The following is a 15788-nucleotide window of genomic DNA, read 5'->3' as shown; positions in this document are numbered from 1 at the left end:
GGCGACCTCAGCCCACCTTCGCCTGCTGCGGCAGGTTGCCCTGGATGATCGTGTGGATCACCTCGTCGGCATCATGCAGCTGCTTGGCATACACGTCGGTGTCGAACACCGTGCCCTTGGCCGGGGTGCTCGGCAGCACTTCGCCCTTCTGGTCGCGCAGGCTCACTTCGGCCTTCATCGACAGGCCGATGCGCAGCGGGTGTTCGGCCAGCTGCTTGGCATCGATGGCGATGCGTACCGGCACGCGCTGAACGATCTTGATCCAGTTGCCGCTGGCATTCTGCGCCGGCAGCAGCGAGAACGCCGAGCCGGTGCCCAGGCCCAGGCTCTGGACGCGGCCCTTGTACTTCACGTCACCGGCGTACAGGTCCGACTTCAGCTCAACTTCCTGGCCCAGGCGCATGTGGCGCAGCTGGGTTTCCTTGAAGTTGGCCTCGACCCACATCTGCTCGGTCGGCACCACCGCCATCAGGGCATTGCCCGGCTGCACGCGCTGGCCAACCTGCACCGAACGACGGGCGACGTAACCGGTGACCGGCGCGACGATGCCGGCGCGGGCATTGTTGAGGAAGGCCTGGCGCAGCTGCGCGGCGGCCGCCTGCACGTCCGGCTGGGTGGCGATCACGGTGTCGTCGACCAGCGCGCGGTTGCGCTCGACGGTCTCGCGCGAACCGGCCACGGCGGCTTCGGCAGCGGCCAGCTCGTCACGGGCATGGGCCAGTTCTTCATTGGAAATGGCGCCGGTGGCGGCCAGATCCTTGCGGCGGGCGAAATCGTCGCGCACGCGCTTCAGGGTCACCTGGCGGGCGTTCAAATCTGCCTGTGCGCCTTCCACGCTGCGGTACAGGCCACGGGTCTGGCGCACGGTCTTGGCCAGGTTGGCTTCGGCCTGCTGCAGCGCCACCGACGTGTCGGACGGGTCCAGCTGCACCAGCAGCTGGCCGCGCTCCACGCGCATGCCGTCATCGGCGTTGATGGCGACCACGGTACCGGCCACCAGCGGGGTGATCTGCACCTGGTTGCCCTGCACGTAGGCGTCGTCGGTCTCTTCGAACCAACGGCCGAACATGAAGTACCACAGCGCCAGTGCGGCAAGCAGCAGCACGACGATCACGAACAGGCCGCGCAGCAGGTTGCCGCGGCGGTTGGGGGCGGCCGGGGCCGCAGTGTCTTGGGTCTGGCTCATGGCGGAAGTCTTCAGGAATGCGAGGAATCGGAATGGGAGGCGATCGGTGCGCGGTCGGCGTCAGAGGGCTGGAAACCACCGCCCAGCGCCTTGCTCAGGCGCACCGAGGTCTGCACCTGCTGCGACTGCAGGCCGGCCAGCTGCTGCTGCGACTGCAGCAGGGTGGACTGCGCGGTCAGCACGTCCAGGTAGCTGCCGATGCCGGCGCGGTAGCGCTGCTGGGCCAGGTCGAAGGCCGAACGTGCGGTATCCACCGCCTGCTGCTGCGAATGCGCCTGCTGTGCCAGCGAACGCACCGCGTTGACCTGGTCGGCCACGTCGCGCAGTGCATCGAGCACGGTCTGGTTGTAGTTGGCCACCGCCAGGTCGTACTGCGCATCGGTGTTAGCCAGGTTGGCGCGCAGCTTGCCGCCTTCGAAGATCGGCAGGCTCAGCGCCGGTCCGATGTAGGCGAAGGTCGAACTGCTTTTCAGCAGATCACCCACGTTCGGTGCGACGACGCCAGCCAGTGCGGTCAGGTTGAAGCTCGGGTAGAACTTGGTCCTGGCGACCTTGATCTGCTTGTCGGCCGCTTCCACGCGCCAGCGCGCGGCAACGATGTCCGGGCGACGACCCAACAGTTCGCTGGGCAGCACGCCCGGCAGCTGCAACGCCATCGGATTCAACGCCTGCGGGCGCTGGATCGACAGGCCACGGTCCGGACCCTTGCCGACCAGCGCGGCCAGCGCGGTGCGGGCCGCATCGATGCGCTGCTGCGCGGACTGCACCTGCTGCTGCGCGGCGGGCACGCGGGCCTCGGCCTGGCGCACCTGCAGATCACTGTCGATGCCGGCGCTGCGGCGCTGGCGGGTCAATTCCAGCGACTTCTGCGAGCGGCCCAGCTCTTCTTCGGCCACGTCATTGAGCTGCCATGCATACGCCAGGTCGGCATAGGCCTGGGTGATGCCGGTGGACAGGTTCAGGCGTGCAGCCTGGGCTTCGACAGTGGCGGCATGGGCGCCGTCCACGGCCGCTTCCCAGGCAGCGCGCTTGCCGCCCCACAGGTCCACGCCATAGCTGAAATCAAACGCGACCTGGCTGCTGCCAGCGTAATGGCCACCCATCTCGCTGCCGGCCATCGACTCGGGCAGGCGCAGACCGGTGTAACCACCGGACACCGACAGGCTGGGCAGGCGATCGGCACGCGCGGTACCGACCTGCGACTGCGCCTGGCGCAGGCGCGCATCGGCAGCGTCCAGGCTCGGGTGGCCAGCCAGGCCCTCGGCGACCAGCGCGTCCAGCTGCGCATCGCCCAGTGCCTTCCACCAGTCCTGCGCCGGGAAGCCGGTGGCGCTCAGGTCGGTGTCGGCCAGGGTGCGTTCGCTGTGCAGGCTGTCCACGTCGAGCACGTGGCCCTGCGGGTTGAGGCCACGACTGCTGGCGCAGGCGGCCAGGGCCAGGGCCAGCGCTGATACCAGCAGCGCGCGCCCGGACCGGCGGAGAGTGGATTGCGGGATCGGGTTCATGGGGTCGTCAGGGAATCGCGGATTCGGGTGAGGAGGGACAGCAGCTGCGTGCGCTCGTCGGCGGAAAGATCACGCAGGGCGTAATCCATCACCGCGTCGCCACGCAGCTTCAGCCGCGCCCACAGTGCGCGGCCTTCATCGGTCAGCACGATCTGCAGCGCACGCCGGTCCTGGGCATGCGGTTCGCGGCGGACGCAGCCCAGCGACTCCAGCTTGTCCAGCAGGCGGGTCACCGCACTGGGCACCTGGTCGATGGCCTGGGCCAGCTCGTTGGCCGTGCACGGAGCCATGTTGGAAAGCACCTTCAACCCGATGTAATGGGTGAAGCCGATACCCAGGTCTTCTTCAGCCATGGACGCGTCGAGTTGACGGACCAGGCCATCGCGCACCTGGCGCAGCAGCAGGCCGAAGCTGGGGGGAGTGGTTGCAGGACAGATCATGGGGGAGCATTCTCTTCCAAAAAAAATATTTCTCAATGGAAATATTCGATCTGGCATCGAATGCTGTGTTGCAGCAGCGGGCTGGACCAACGAAGGCGCCTACCTTAATGATCTGGTCAGGTGGCCCGGTAGTACAATTCAGCCAATGGATGACACATTTCAGCCAGCGGATATGATGAACAAGGCAGAAATCCCCCCTCCCAAGCGGTTGCTGCGCGACGACGCCCTGGATTGGTTCGAGCGCAATGACGGGCCACCGGTTGTCGCCTTCCGCTTCGACAGCCCCCTGGGCCTGGTCCGTGAAGTGGACTGGCACCACCATCAGCGCGCGCAGCTGATCTGCGTCGAACGCGGCCTGTTGACCACCCGCACCTCGCACGGAACGTGGTCACTGGCGCCGGGCTCGGCCGGCTGGATGCCGCCGCTGGAGCCGCATACGGTCACCCTCGACGGCCCGCTGCGTGGCTGGGGCATGGCGCTGGCCGCACCGGCCTGCGCCACCCTGCCCGCCGATCCCTGCGTACTGGGCCTGTCCAAGCTGGCGCAGGCGCTGGCCGACCGCATCTGCGAATGGCCGCTGGGCTACGACACCACGCCCGAGCGCCAGCACATCATCGAGGTGCTGCTGGACGAGATCCGTACCGCGCCGCGCCAGCGCATGCACCTGCCGATGCCGCATGACCGGCGCCTGCTGAAGATCGCCTCGCAGCTGCTGGCCGACCCGTCCGACGAGCGCAGCCTGGCCGAATGGGCGCACTGGGCCGGACTGTCGCCGCGCAGCCTGACCCGCCACTTCCGCGACGAGACCACGCTCAGCTTCGCCCAGTGGCGGCAGCAGGCCCGGCTGTCCGAAGCCCTGCGCCAGCTGACCGACGGCCGCAGCGTGGCCGATATCGCCCACGCGCTGGGCTTCAGCAGCGCCAGCGCCTTCGTCACCGTGTTCCGCCGCCACTTCGGGCTGCCACCGGGGCGCTACCTGGCACGGGCCGGACACGGCCTGGAAACCGGGTTGGACCCTGCGCGCGGCTTGGCATCCCCCGCCGCATCCGGATAATCACAGGATTGCGAGCGGCGACCGCCGTCGCCGCCTCCCGACAACAGGTAACAACGCCGCATGACCGAACTTGCCCGCCCCGTGTTCCACGGATTCGAACAACTGCCGCTGCGCGAGTACGCCGAACGCGCCTACCTCGACTACTCGATGTACGTGGTCCTGGACCGCGCCCTGCCGTTCATCGGCGACGGCCTGAAGCCGGTGCAGCGCCGCATCATCTATTCGATGAGCGAGCTGGGCCTGAATGCCGCGTCCAAGCCGAAGAAGTCCGCGCGCACCGTCGGTGACGTCATCGGTAAGTACCACCCGCATGGCGACAGCGCGTGCTACGAGGCGCTGGTGCTGATGGCGCAGCCGTTCTCGTACCGCTACCCGCTGATCGAGGGCCAGGGCAACTTCGGCTCCAGCGACGACCCGAAGTCGTTCGCGGCGATGCGTTACACCGAATCCAAGCTGACCCCGATTGCCGAAGTGCTGCTGGGCGAACTGGGCCAGGGCACCACCGACTGGGCACCGAACTTCGACGGCACCCTGCAGGAACCGACCTGGATGCCGGCACGGCTGCCGCACCTCCTGCTGAACGGCACCACCGGCATCGCCGTGGGCATGGCCACCGACGTGCCGCCGCACAATCTCAACGAGATCGTCAGCGCACTGCTGCACCTGCTGGACAACCCCGATGCCAGCGTGCGCGACCTGTGCGAGCACGTGCAGGGCCCGGACTATCCGTCCAGCGCCGAGATCATCACCGCGGCCAACGATCTGCGGAACATCTACGAAACCGGCAACGGCAGCGTGCGCGCACGTGCGACCTTCACCAAGGAAGCACACAACATCGTGGTCACCGCGCTGCCGTTCCAGGTGTCGCCGTCGAAGGTGATCGAGCAGATCGCCGCGCAGATGCGCGCCAAGAAGCTGCCGTGGCTGGAAGACATCCGCGATGAGTCCGACCACGCCAACCCGGTGCGCGTGGTGCTGGTGCCGCGTTCCAACCGCGTCGACGCCGAGCAGCTGATGGGCCACCTGTTCGCGACCACGGACATGGAACGCAGCTACCGCGTCAACCTCAACGTGATCGGGCTGGACGGCCGTCCGCAGGTGAAGAACCTGAAGATGCTGCTCAGCGAATGGCTGACCTTCCGCAGCAACACCGTCACCCGCCGCCTGCAGCACCGCCTGCAGAAGGTCGAGCGCCGCCTGCACCTGTTGGAAGGCCTGCTGGTCGCGTTCCTCAACCTGGACGAGGTGATCCACATCATCCGTACCGAGGACGAACCGAAGGCCGCGCTGATCGCGCGCTTCGGCCTGTCCGACGACCAGGCCGAGTACATCCTGGAAACCAAGCTGAAGCAGCTGGCCCGCCTGGAGGAGATGAAGATCCGTGGCGAGCAGGACGAGCTGGCCAAGGAGCGCGAGAAGATCCTCGGCATCCTCGACAGCAAGGCCAAGCTGAAGAAGCTGATCCGCGACGAACTGACCGCCGATGCCAAGAAATTCGGCGACGCGCGCCGTTCGCCGCTGGTGCAGCGCCAGGCCGCGCAGGCCATCGACGAGACCGAGCTGGTGCCGAGCGAGCCGATGACCGTCGTGCTGTCGGAGAAGGGCTGGATCCGCGCCGCCAAGGGCCACGACGTCGATGCGTCCGCCCTGTCCTACCGTGATGGTGACGCCCTGCAGGGCGCGGTGCGTGCGCGCAGTACGCAGCAGGTCGCGTTCCTCGACAGCGAGGGCCGCGCCTACTCGACGCCGGTGCACACCCTGCCCTCCGCGCGTGGCAACGGTGAACCGCTGACCGGCCGCTTCTCGCCGGCCGCGGGCACCAGCTTCGTGACCCTGGCCAGCGCCGAGCCGGACACCCGCTTCGTGCTGGCCTCCACCCACGGCTACGGCTTCGTCACCCGCTTCGAGAACCTGATCGGCCGCAACAAGGCCGGCAAGGCGATGCTGAACCTGTCAGCCGGTTCGACCGTGCTGACCCCGTCGGTGGTGGCCAACGTCGCCACCGACCGCATCGTGGCGGTGACCAGTTCGGGCAACCTGCTGGCGATCGCCGCCAACGACCTGCCGGAACTGGACAAGGGCAAGGGCAACAAGATCATCGAGATCCCCAAGGCCAAGCTCGCCACCGAACGTGTGGTCGCCATCGTGGCGATCAGCCCGGGCCAGACCCTGCAGGTGCGCAGCGGGCAGCGCACGATGGGGCTGAAGTTCAACGAGCTCGACGCCTACCTCGGCGCCCGCGCCACCCGCGGCCACCTGCTGCCGCGCGGCTGGCAGAAGGTGGAAGGGCTGTCGGTGGAATAAAGGCTGGGGCCTTGCTCCTGGTGGATGTCAACCTTGGTTGACACGCCTTGCCGGAGACCAGACACGAAAAAGCCGGGGCATTCCCCGGCTTTTTCGTTGTCGGCTGGCGGGCGGTGGAGCGGCTGGCTGGCGAAAGCTGGCTGGCGATGCTCCGGTGCTGGCGGGCGACAGAACGCTGTGCTTCTTCTGGTAGAGCCGACCGCTGGTCGGCTGTCTTTTGAAGAGCAGCCGACCAGCGGTCGGCTCTACCGGAAGGCAGCCGAGCATGGCTCGGCTCTACAGAGAGCGGCGCCGGCTCAGTGCGCCGGGGCGCCGTTGCCGTCGATCTTGCTCAGCTGGTACAGCTCCAGGCCGATGCGCTTGATCAGGCCCAGCTGCTGCTCCAGCCACCAGGCGTGGTCTTCCTCGGTGTCCTTCAGCTGCGCCAGCAGCATGTCGCGGCTCACGTAGTCACCCTTCTCTTCGCACAGCTTCATGCCGGCGGCGAGATTGTTCCGAACCGCGTATTCAGTGTCGAGATCCTTCTGCAGCATCTCTTCCACGGTCTTGCCCGGCTCGGTGGCATGCGGGCGCATGTCCGGGTCGCCGCCGAGGAACAGGATGCGGCGCAGCAGCGCGTCGGCGTGCTGGGTTTCCTCTTCCATCTCGTGGTTCAAGCGTTCGTACAGCGCGAACAGGCCCTGGTCCTCGTAGCGGCGGGAATGGATGAAGTACTGGTCGCGGGCAGCAAGCTCGCCGCGCAGCAGTTCCTTCAGGCAGGCGATGACGTCCGGGTTGCCTTTCATGGGGGGCTCCTGTGAATCGATGTGGCATAGGGTGCCGCATTTCAAAATACGGTGATCTAATCGGAATCAGTCGCAGTTGCGCCTGCGGCTACAATCGGCCCACGAGTTCGGAAAGGACGTGCGATGCGACGTACATGGCGTTGGGTGCTGGGTGTGTTGGTCGCCATCGTGCTGGTCACCGCACTGGCCCTGTGGCTGCTGCTGCGCGGCAGCCTGGCCGACCTGGACGGCGAGCATGCGCTGCCGGGCCTGGCCAAGCCGGTCACCATCGAGCGCGATGCGCTGGGGGTGGTCACCATCACTGCCGGCAGCCAGGCCGACGCGATGCGCGCACTCGGCCATGTGCATGCGCAGGAACGCTATTTCGAGATGGACCTGATGCGCCGCAGTGCCGCCGGCGAGCTGTCGGCGCTGTTCGGACCGAAGGCCATCGACGCCGACAAGCGCATGCGCGTGCACCGCCTGCGCGCCCGCACCGAGGCGCATCTGGATACCGCGCTGGGCGACAACGGCGCGGTCGTGCGCGCCTATGTGGATGGCGTCAACGAAGGCCTTACCGATCTCTCCGTGCGGCCATGGGCCTACCTGCTGCTGCGGCAGTCACCGCAACCGTGGCAGGCCAGCGACAGCGTGCTGGCCGGGCTGGCCATGTACGCCGACCTGCAGGACCCGAACAACCAGACCGAGCTTGCCCTCAGCCGCATCCGTGCGGTGGTGCCGCCGGCGCTGTACGCGCTGATTGCCCACGACGGCACCGAATGGGATGCACCGCTGTTTGGCGAAGCCACCGGCAATGCGATTCTGCCCGATGCCAGCCAGCTCGATCTGCGCACATTGAAGGGAAAGCCGGGCACCGAGCAGGAGGAGGCGGACGTCATCGGCAGCAACAACTTCGCGGTGGCCGGCGCACTCACCGCCGACGGCCGCGCGATCGTTGCCGACGACATGCACCTGGGCCTGCGTGCGCCGGGGCTGTGGTTCCGGGTGCGCCTGCGCTATCCGGACCCGCAGGCCGCCGGCGGCCAGGTCGACGTCACTGGCTTCTCGCTGCCTGGCCTGCCGGCGGTGATCGTCGGCAGCAACGGCCACGTCGCCTGGGGCTTCACCAACAGCTACATCGACACGGCGGACTACCGCACGGAACCGGCCAACGCCACGGTGACCGTGCACGAAGAACGCATTGCGGTGGCCGGCCAGGCCGACGTGCTGTTCCCGGTACGCGAAACCGCCTGGGGGCCGATCCTGCACACCCATGCCGATGGCAGTGGCGATGCCCTGCGCTGGGTCGCACACCTGCCCGGCGCGGTGCGCCTGGACTTCGCTGATCTGGCCCGCGCCGGTGACCTGGACGGTGCACTGCACTTCGCCGACCGTGCCGGCATTCCCGCACAGAACCTGGTGGTCGGCGACCGCAGCGGACGCATCGCCTGGCGCCTGATCGGCGCCCGCCCCGACCGAGGCCCCGGCTGTGCGCCGGCCGGCTTCACGGCCGCCAGCAACCAGGACTGCGCACCGTGGCCGATCCGCAGCGATGCCTCGCCTGCATTGATCGATCCCCCCAACCATCGCCTGTGGACCGCCAACGGACGCGTCCTCGACGGCGAGGCGCTGGCCAGCGTCGGCAACGGTGGCTATGACCTCGGCGCGCGTGCGCAGCAGATCCGCGACCTGCTCGCCATCCAGGACCGCTTCGACGAACACGACCTGCTGGCGATCCAGCTCGACGACCGCGCCGTGTTCCTGCAGCGCTGGTGGGCGTTGCTGCATGACGTCATCGAACGCAGTGACGACCCTGCACTGAAGCGCTTGAAGGCGGTCAGCCATCAATGGGGCGGCCGGGCCTCGGCCGGCTCGGTCAGCTACCGGGTGGTGCGCGCGTTCCGCACGCAGGTGATGGATACCCTGTCCGAAGCACTGCTGGCACCGGCCAACGCGCAGCTGGGCGATGACTATCTGGACCCGCGCCTGGCACAACTGGAAGGCGTGGCCTGGCCGATGCTGCAGCAACGCCCCGCCAACCTGTTGCCACCGGCCTACGACAGCTGGGACGCGCTGCTGCTTGATGCCGCACGCCGCACCGAGAGCGAGCTGGCCAAGCAGGGCCCACTGGCCCAGCGCACCTGGGGAGAGCGCAACACCGCGACGCTCTGCCATCCCATCGCGCGTGCATTGCCGGACATCGCCAAGCGCTGGCTGTGCATGCCCGCCGATCCCCTGCCCGGTGACCGTGACATGCCGCGCGTGCAGACGCCGAACTTCGGCGCCTCCGAACGCATGGTGGTTTCGCCCGGCCACGAGGCCGACGGCATCGTGCACATGCCCGGCGGCCAGAGCGGGCACCCGCTGTCGCCGTACTGGGGCGCCGGCCACGAAGACTGGGTGCATGGGCGGCCGACACCGTTCCTGCCCGGCAAAGCGCAGCACACGATGACGCTGGTACCGGCGCGGTAGTGCCGGCCGCTGGCCGGCAACCTCATGATGCTGGACACACCAGCCTGGATGCCGGCCAGCGGCCGGCACGACCGTCCAGCGCTCAGCCCCGGCGCCGCTCGATCAGGTTCAGTAGCGGCCCGGTCATCGCCGTGGTCACCAACGCCATGATCACCAGCACCGCGAACAGCCGATCGCCGAGCAAGCCCAGCTCGTAGCCCAGGTTGAGCACGATCAGCTCCATCAGGCCACGGGTGTTCATCAGCGCCCCCAACCGCCACGCTTCGCGCGTGGGCATGCCCGCACTGCGCGCGGCACTGAAGGTGCCCAGCAGCTTGCCGGCCGTGGCCACCGCGATCACCACCACGCACAACACGATATCGCTGGCCTGCAGCGCATCGGCGCGCATGCGCAGGCCGGTCATGGCGAAGAACAGTGGCAGCAGCAGGGTCACCGCGAACGGTTCGACGCGGGCCATCAACAGGTCGCGCAGCTGCGCGTTGGACGATACCGCGACGCCCGCAGCGAATGCACCGAACAACGCGTGGATGCCCAGCATCTCGGTGACCAGCGCACTCGCCAGTGACAGCAGCAGGATACCCAGCAACCAACGTCCCTCACGGCCCGGCGCAATCTGCTGGCGGGCAAACCACGGCTTCACCAGCCCCAGCATCAGCGCCACGAACACGACCACGCACAGCAGGTTGAGGCTGGCCGGCAACCAGCCGCTGGCCTGGGCGGCGGCGACGATCAAGGCCAGCAGGCACCAGGCGGTGGCATCGCCCAATGCCGCGCAGGCGATCGCGGTCTGGCCCAATGGCGTCTGTGTGATCCCACGATCGGCAAGGATGCGCAGCAACACGGGGAACGCGGTGATGCTCATGGAGATGCCGACGAACAATGCGAAAGCAGTAAAGCCCACACCCTGCGGACCGTGCTGCGGATACAGCCAGATCGCCAGCGCCACGCCGAGCACGAACGGCACTGCAATACCGGCATGGCTGACCGTGAAGGCGAAGCGCCGGCGGCCACGCAGCGCCGCCAGGTCCAGCTCGGCACCGGCTACCAGCAGGAACATCAGCACGCCCAGCTGGCTGAGCATGCCCAGCGGACCCAGCGAGCTGGCCGGGAACAACGCACCATGCAGCTGCGGCAGCAGGCTGCCGAGCACCAGCGGCCCCATCATCAGGCCAGCGGCCATCTCGCCGATCACCGCCGGTTGTCCAAAGCGCTTGAGCAGCGCGCCCGCGCCCTTGGCCACCAGCAGCAGCAGCAGCTGCTGCAGCAGGAACAGGCCCAGTGGGGACGCCAGATGCTGAGCCCAGCCGCCTTCATCGGCGGCGGTGGCGCGGGCAACCGCCTCGGGCGCCGCCGGCCAGGCATACCGCGCCAGCAGTACGCCAGCCAGCAACGGCACCCCGGCCCAGGCCAGATAACGCCATCCCCATTTCGTTGGCGGCACGTCGCCGCCTGCCTGTACGTCCATGAACATTCCCCAATGCGCAGGGGGCGATCATACAAAAAGGGGACGGAGGGGATTAAGTCGTTAGTGGCACAAACGACTTAATCCCCTCCGTCCCCTTTTTTGAGGGCTTAGGCCAGTGCCTGTTCGTGCACGCCTGCGATCGCGCGGCCCGACGGATCTGCGGCCGCGGCGAAGCTGGCGTCCCAGGCAATGGCGGCCGGCGACGAACAGGCGATCGACTTGCCGCCCGGCACGGTCTCGGCCGCCGCACGGCTGGGGAAGAACTGCTCGAACAGGTGGCGGTAGTAGTACGCCTCCTTGGTCTGTGGCGGGTTGTGCGGGAAGCGCTTGTCGGCCGCCGTCAGTACACGGTCGCTCACCTGTGCTTCGGCATGCGCCTTCAGCCCGTCGATCCAGCCGTAGCCAACGCCATCGCTGAACTGTTCCTTCTGCCGCCACAGGATGCTGTCCGGCAGGTAGCCGTCGAACGCCTCGCGCAGCACCGCCTTTTCGATGCGACGCCCGCCAAAGCCGGCGCCGACCATCTTGTGCGCGGCATCGAAGCGCATCGCCACATCAAGGAACTCACGATCGAGGAACGGCACGCGCGGCTCCACGCCCCAGGCCATCATCGACTTGTTGGCGCGCAGGCAGTCGTAGTTGTGCAGCGCGTCCAGCTTGCGCACCAGCTCGTCGTGGAATTCACGTGCATCCGGCGCCTTGTGGAAGTACAGGTAGCCACCAAAGATCTCATCGCTGCCCTCGCCAGACAGCACCATTTTCACGCCCATCGCCTTGATCCGCCGTGCCAGCAGGAACATCGGCGTCGAGGCGCGGATGGTGGTGACGTCGTAGGTTTCGATGTGGCGGATCACTTCCGGCAGCGCGTCGAGGCCTTCCTCGAAGGTGTATTCGAAGCCGTGATGCACGGTGCCAAGAGCCTCGGCAGCGATCGCCGCAGCAGCAAGATCCGGCGAACCCTTCAAGCCGATCGCGAACGAATGCAGGCGCGGCCACCAGGCTTCGGTCTGCCCGCCATCCTCGATGCGGCGACGCGCATAGCGCGCGGCAACGGCCGCCACCAGCGACGAGTCCAGGCCACCGGACAGCAGCACCCCATACGGCACGTCGCTCATCAGCTGGCGCTCCACCGCATGCTCGAAGGCCTGGCGCAGTTCGGCCAGGTCGGCCTGGCGGCCCTGCACGTCAGCGTAGTCGCGCCACGGCTGCTGGTAATAGCGCACCAGCTCACCGCTGGCACTGTCGAAGTAGTGACCCGGCGGGAACTGTGCGACGTCGGCACAGGTATCGACCAGCGCCTTCATTTCCGAGGCCACCCGCAGGCGCCCCTGGGCATCGTGGCCCCAGTACAGCGGCACCACGCCCACCGGGTCACGCGCCACCAGCACGCGCCCGCTGTCGCGGTCCCACAGCGCGAAGGCGAAGATGCCGTTGAGCTGTTCCAGCCACTGCGCCGGCGAACTGCCCTGGCGATACAGCGCGTTGATCACCTCGCAGTCCGAGCCGGTCTGGAAGTCGTAGGCGGTGGTCAGCGCCGCCTTCAATGCCTGGTGGTTGTAGATCTCGCCGTTCACCGCCAGCGCCAGCTGGCCATCGGCCGACAGCAGCGGCTGCGAACCACCGGCCGGGTCGACGATGGCCAGCCGCTCATGGACCAGCAGCGCACCTTCGTCGAGGTATACGCCGCTCCAGTCCGGGCCACGGTGGCGCTGGCGCTGCGACAGTTCCAGCGCATGGCGGCGCAGGGCGGGAAGATCGTCACCGGCCTGCAGGCCGAAGATTCCGAAGATCGAACACATGGGAGAGCTCCTGTTGGGGGATTTCACGGGTGGGAGGGTGTTCGACCGGCCATCCAGGCCCGGGTGGGGCTGCGCCCGGGCACAAAAAAACCCGCATCGGCTGATGCGGGTTTTCTGGTGTCCGGGCGTGTGTTGCTGTCTATCTACCCAGGGCGCAGTCCCGCATCGGCCGCGCACGATTATTCGCGCGCAGATTATTGCGGTTGTTGTTATTGACGGCGGTGGCCAGGCGGATCGACATGGCATCGACCCTACCCCGGTTTCCGGCACGGCGCAACCGTTGCGTTGGCAACCACTCCCCGGCGCGCATAATGGCCCGCCGTGAAACGTGTAATGGAAATGCAACACCGCACTGGACGCAACGCGGCGCTGGCCGCCCTGCTCTGCCTGGGCCTGGCCGCCTGCCAGACCCTGCCTCCGCCCTCCACGCTGCCGCTGGCGCAGCAGCAGGCACTGGAGCAACGCGGCACCGACGGCAGCTTCGACGGAGCCTGGGACACTGCGCAGACCTTCGAACGTTTCAACGATCCGCGCGCCGTCGCCTACTACGAGCGTGCTGCCGCGGTCACGCCCTGGACCTTCCACAACACCAAGGCGGAAGAAGCACTGGGCCGGATCTGGATCTCCGGCAGGCTGCAGCATGCCGACAGCCCCCACATCAACCCTGCACCTGTCCTGCGCGCGTCCTGGCGACGTGGCGAACGCGCCTATCTGGCGGCTGCCAACCACGGCAATCCCTATGCATTCTACGGGCTCGCCAAGGCCTACCGCCAGCGAGGCGACGCGCAGCAGGCGCTGCGCTGGGACCTGCGCGGAATGATCTACGAGCGCTACCCGAGTTCGTCGTCGCGACTGCCGGATGCGGTGGCCGCACAGGGTGACACCGTGCATCCGCTGGTGGCGCAGATCCAGCGTCGTGCCGAGCACGGCGACGCCGAAGCGCAGGTCGACCTGGGCGCGCTGCTGGAGAAAGGCATGGGACTGCCGCGCGATCCGGCGCGTGCGCTGCAGCTGTACCAGCGCGCCGGTGAGAAGGGCAATGTGTTCGGCCAGTACTTCGCCGGTCTGCTGCTGGGCCGCAGTGCGCCGGGTGTGGAGAAAGACACCGACGCGGCGGCGCGCTGGTTCGCCAGAGCCGAGGCGCAACACTTCTACATGGCCGCGCCAAGTTACTGGAAGAAAGCGATCGAGCCGCCGTTCTTCATTTTTTCATAGTAGAGAAGCGGCCCCGGCGGGAGGCGTGCCGACCAACGGTCGGCACCCACCATCGCGGGATTCATTCCGTCATGGGGTTCCCACCAGCAGCCGTTCCACCAGGCGCTGGTACAGCCCCGGCAACGCTTCCAGATCGTCCACGCGTACGTTCTCGTCCACCTGGTGGATACTGGCGTTGACCGGCCCCACTTCGATGCACTGCGCACCCAGTGGCGCGATGAAGCGTGCATCTGACGTGCCGCCGCCGGTGCTTTCTTCCGGCGCACGGCCGATGTGCTCGGCCAGCACCGCACGCGCGGTGGCGCGCAGCGTGCCTTCCGGGGTGTAGAACGGCTCGCCGCTGCGGTGCCACTTCAGCGTGTACTGCAGGCCATGGCGGTCCAGCAATGCGGTGATCTCCGCCTCCAGCTTCGGTGCATCCCAGTGCGGGTTGTAGCGGATGTTGAAATCCACCTCCAGCTCGCCGGGAATCACGTTGTTGGCACCGGTGCCGGCATGGATGTTGGAGACCTGCAGGCTGGTCGGCGGGAAACTCTCGTAGCCGTCATCCCAGCGCCGCGCGCTCAGTTCGGCCAGGGCCGGAGCAGCCTGGTGAATCGGGTTGCGCGCCTTATCCGGGTACGCCACGTGGCCCTGTACGCCCTGCACGCGCAGCTTGGCCGACAGGCTGCCACGACGCCCCACGCGCAGCAGGTCACCCAGGATCGCGGTCGACGACGGTTCACCGGTGATGCACCAGTCGATGCGTTGGCCGCGCTCGGCGAACAGCCGTGCAACGTGACGCACACCATCGATGGCATCGCCTTCCTCGTCGCTGGTCAGCAGTACCGCCAGCGTGCCAGGGTGATCGGGATGTGCGGCGACGAACTGCTCGGCGGCGACCACGAACGCCGCCACGCTGCCCTTCATGTCGGCGGCGCCACGGCCGTACAGCACGCCGTCACGGATCTGCGGCGTGAACGGGTCGCTGGCCCAGGCCTCGCGCGGGCCCGTCGGCACCACGTCGGTATGGCCCAGCAGCACCAGCACCGGCGCGCCCTGGCCATGGGTCGCCCACAGGTTGTCGACCTCGCCCAAGCGCAGGTGATCGCACTGGAACCCGGCCTGCTTCAGGCGTGCCGCCAGCAGTGTCTGGCAGCCAGCATCCTCCGGCGTCACCGAGGGTCGTGCGATCAGCTCGCAGGTCAGGTCGAGGACCGCACTCATGCGTCACCCACGCCGAAGCGGGCCTTGAAACCGTTGTCGCTGAAGCCCTGGCTGACCGTGCCATCGGCCGTGACCACCAGCGGGCGCTTGATCAGCTGCGGGTATTCACGCAGCAGCAGCTTCCATTCGGCCTCGGAGTCGGCGGCCTTGCGGTTGTCCGGCAACTGCCGCCAGGTGGTGGACGACTTGTTCACCATCGCGGCCAGGCCCCCCAGCTGCCCAGCCCACACCAGCAGTGTTTCCGGGCTCGGCTTGTTCTCGCGGTAATCGACGAAGGTGTAAGGCACGCCGAAGCGGTCCAGCCACTTGGTCGCCTTCTTGCAGGTATCGCAGTTCTTCAAACCGTAGACAGTGGTGCTCATGGCCATCTGTGATGCT

Annotated in this window: 12 protein-coding genes; 4 read left to right on the top strand and 8 right to left on the bottom strand. The window is 67.6% G+C overall.

Features of this window, described 5'->3' with window-relative positions; all coding sequences use genetic code 11:
• Positions 1–7: 7 nt before the first annotated feature.
• From emrA to emrR, 3 genes are read right to left on the bottom strand one after another with little or no spacing between them, the layout of a single operon-like run.
• Entirely contained in the window at positions 8–1186 is a 1179-nt protein-coding gene (gene emrA / locus ACZK13_RS06600) for a multidrug efflux MFS transporter periplasmic adaptor subunit EmrA (RefSeq protein WP_049399501.1), read from the bottom strand.
• Positions 1187–1197: 11 nt separating this feature from the next.
• A complete protein-coding gene (emrC, locus tag ACZK13_RS06595) occupies positions 1198–2691 on the bottom strand; it encodes a multidrug efflux transporter outer membrane subunit EmrC (RefSeq protein ID WP_253143322.1) in 1494 nt (497 codons plus the stop codon).
• Positions 2688–3131 (bottom strand): multidrug efflux system transcriptional regulator EmrR, encoded by a 444-nt coding sequence (gene emrR, locus ACZK13_RS06590; RefSeq protein WP_032127923.1) that lies wholly within the window; start codon positions 3129–3131, stop codon positions 2688–2690. The genes emrC and emrR overlap by 4 nt, the downstream gene beginning before the upstream one ends.
• Before the next feature lie 172 nt (positions 3132–3303).
• Between emrR and ACZK13_RS06585 the strand changes: the two genes are divergently transcribed.
• Both ACZK13_RS06585 and parC read left to right on the top strand, forming a co-directional pair.
• The gene (locus tag ACZK13_RS06585) at positions 3304–4185 is read left to right on the top strand and encodes a helix-turn-helix domain-containing protein (protein ID WP_049399506.1); all 882 of its coding nucleotides are present in this window, start codon (positions 3304–3306) and stop codon (positions 4183–4185) included.
• 60 nt (positions 4186–4245) lie between these two features.
• Positions 4246–6489 carry a DNA topoisomerase IV subunit A gene (gene parC, locus ACZK13_RS06580; protein WP_121503835.1) on the top strand — a complete coding sequence of 748 codons (2244 nt, stop codon included), beginning with the start codon at positions 4246–4248 and terminating at the stop codon, positions 6487–6489.
• A gap of 296 nt (positions 6490–6785) precedes the next feature.
• On the opposite strand, the gene bfr is transcribed toward parC, so the two are convergent.
• Positions 6786–7274, bottom strand: coding sequence for a bacterioferritin (bfr, locus tag ACZK13_RS06575; protein ID WP_004151115.1), 489 nt, complete (start codon positions 7272–7274; stop codon positions 6786–6788).
• 123 nt (positions 7275–7397) lie between these two features.
• On the opposite strand from bfr, the gene ACZK13_RS06570 reads away from it, so the two are divergent.
• Positions 7398–9725 (top strand): penicillin acylase family protein, encoded by a 2328-nt coding sequence (locus ACZK13_RS06570; protein WP_478482379.1) that lies wholly within the window; start codon positions 7398–7400, stop codon positions 9723–9725.
• Positions 9726–9807: 82 nt separating this feature from the next.
• Here ACZK13_RS06570 and ACZK13_RS06565 read toward each other — a convergent pair whose 3' ends face one another.
• On the bottom strand, positions 9808–11196 hold the full coding sequence (locus tag ACZK13_RS06565) for a cation:proton antiporter domain-containing protein (protein WP_478482378.1): 1389 nt from the start codon (positions 11194–11196) through the stop codon (positions 9808–9810).
• A 101-nt stretch (positions 11197–11297) separates the two neighbouring features.
• On the bottom strand, positions 11298–12989 hold the full coding sequence (gene asnB / locus ACZK13_RS06560) for an asparagine synthase B (RefSeq protein WP_478482377.1): 1692 nt from the start codon (positions 12987–12989) through the stop codon (positions 11298–11300).
• Positions 12990–13328: 339 nt separating this feature from the next.
• On the opposite strand from asnB, the gene ACZK13_RS06555 reads away from it, so the two are divergent.
• A complete protein-coding gene (locus tag ACZK13_RS06555) occupies positions 13329–14204 on the top strand; it encodes a tetratricopeptide repeat protein (RefSeq protein ID WP_478482376.1) in 876 nt (291 codons plus the stop codon).
• A gap of 69 nt (positions 14205–14273) precedes the next feature.
• On the opposite strand, the gene dapE is transcribed toward ACZK13_RS06555, so the two are convergent.
• Positions 14274–15410 carry a succinyl-diaminopimelate desuccinylase gene (gene dapE / locus ACZK13_RS06550; protein ID WP_478482375.1) on the bottom strand — a complete coding sequence of 379 codons (1137 nt, stop codon included), beginning with the start codon at positions 15408–15410 and terminating at the stop codon, positions 14274–14276.
• Entirely contained in the window at positions 15407–15778 is a 372-nt protein-coding gene (locus ACZK13_RS06545) for a Spx/MgsR family RNA polymerase-binding regulatory protein (RefSeq protein ID WP_279912334.1), read from the bottom strand. Before ACZK13_RS06545 ends, dapE begins: the two co-directional genes overlap by 4 nt.
• Positions 15779–15788 lie beyond the last annotated feature (10 nt).

It is taken from the genome of Stenotrophomonas sp. 99219_Sma, assembly GCF_056480785.1.
The sequence above is the reverse complement of the archived record's forward strand: the minus strand, read 5'-3'. Positions and strand labels throughout refer to the sequence as shown.

Coding starts and splice junctions, on each gene's coding strand:
- ACZK13_RS06570 (WP_478482379.1), top strand. CDS start 7,398: ATGCGACGTACATGGCGTTGGGTGCTGGGTGTGTTGGTCGCCATCGTG.
- emrR (WP_032127923.1), bottom strand. CDS start 3,131: ATGATCTGTCCTGCAACCACTCCCCCCAGCTTCGGCCTGCTGCTGCGC.
- parC (WP_121503835.1), top strand. CDS start 4,246: ATGACCGAACTTGCCCGCCCCGTGTTCCACGGATTCGAACAACTGCCG.
- ACZK13_RS06585 (WP_049399506.1), top strand. CDS start 3,304: ATGATGAACAAGGCAGAAATCCCCCCTCCCAAGCGGTTGCTGCGCGAC.
- dapE (WP_478482375.1), bottom strand. CDS start 15,410: ATGAGTGCGGTCCTCGACCTGACCTGCGAGCTGATCGCACGACCCTCG.
- asnB (WP_478482377.1), bottom strand. CDS start 12,989: ATGTGTTCGATCTTCGGAATCTTCGGCCTGCAGGCCGGTGACGATCTT.
- bfr (WP_004151115.1), bottom strand. CDS start 7,274: ATGAAAGGCAACCCGGACGTCATCGCCTGCCTGAAGGAACTGCTGCGC.
- ACZK13_RS06565 (WP_478482378.1), bottom strand. CDS start 11,196: ATGTTCATGGACGTACAGGCAGGCGGCGACGTGCCGCCAACGAAATGG.
- emrC (WP_253143322.1), bottom strand. CDS start 2,691: ATGAACCCGATCCCGCAATCCACTCTCCGCCGGTCCGGGCGCGCGCTG.
- ACZK13_RS06545 (WP_279912334.1), bottom strand. CDS start 15,778: ATGGCCATGAGCACCACTGTCTACGGTTTGAAGAACTGCGATACCTGC.
- ACZK13_RS06555 (WP_478482376.1), top strand. CDS start 13,329: ATGCAACACCGCACTGGACGCAACGCGGCGCTGGCCGCCCTGCTCTGC.
- emrA (WP_049399501.1), bottom strand. CDS start 1,186: ATGAGCCAGACCCAAGACACTGCGGCCCCGGCCGCCCCCAACCGCCGC.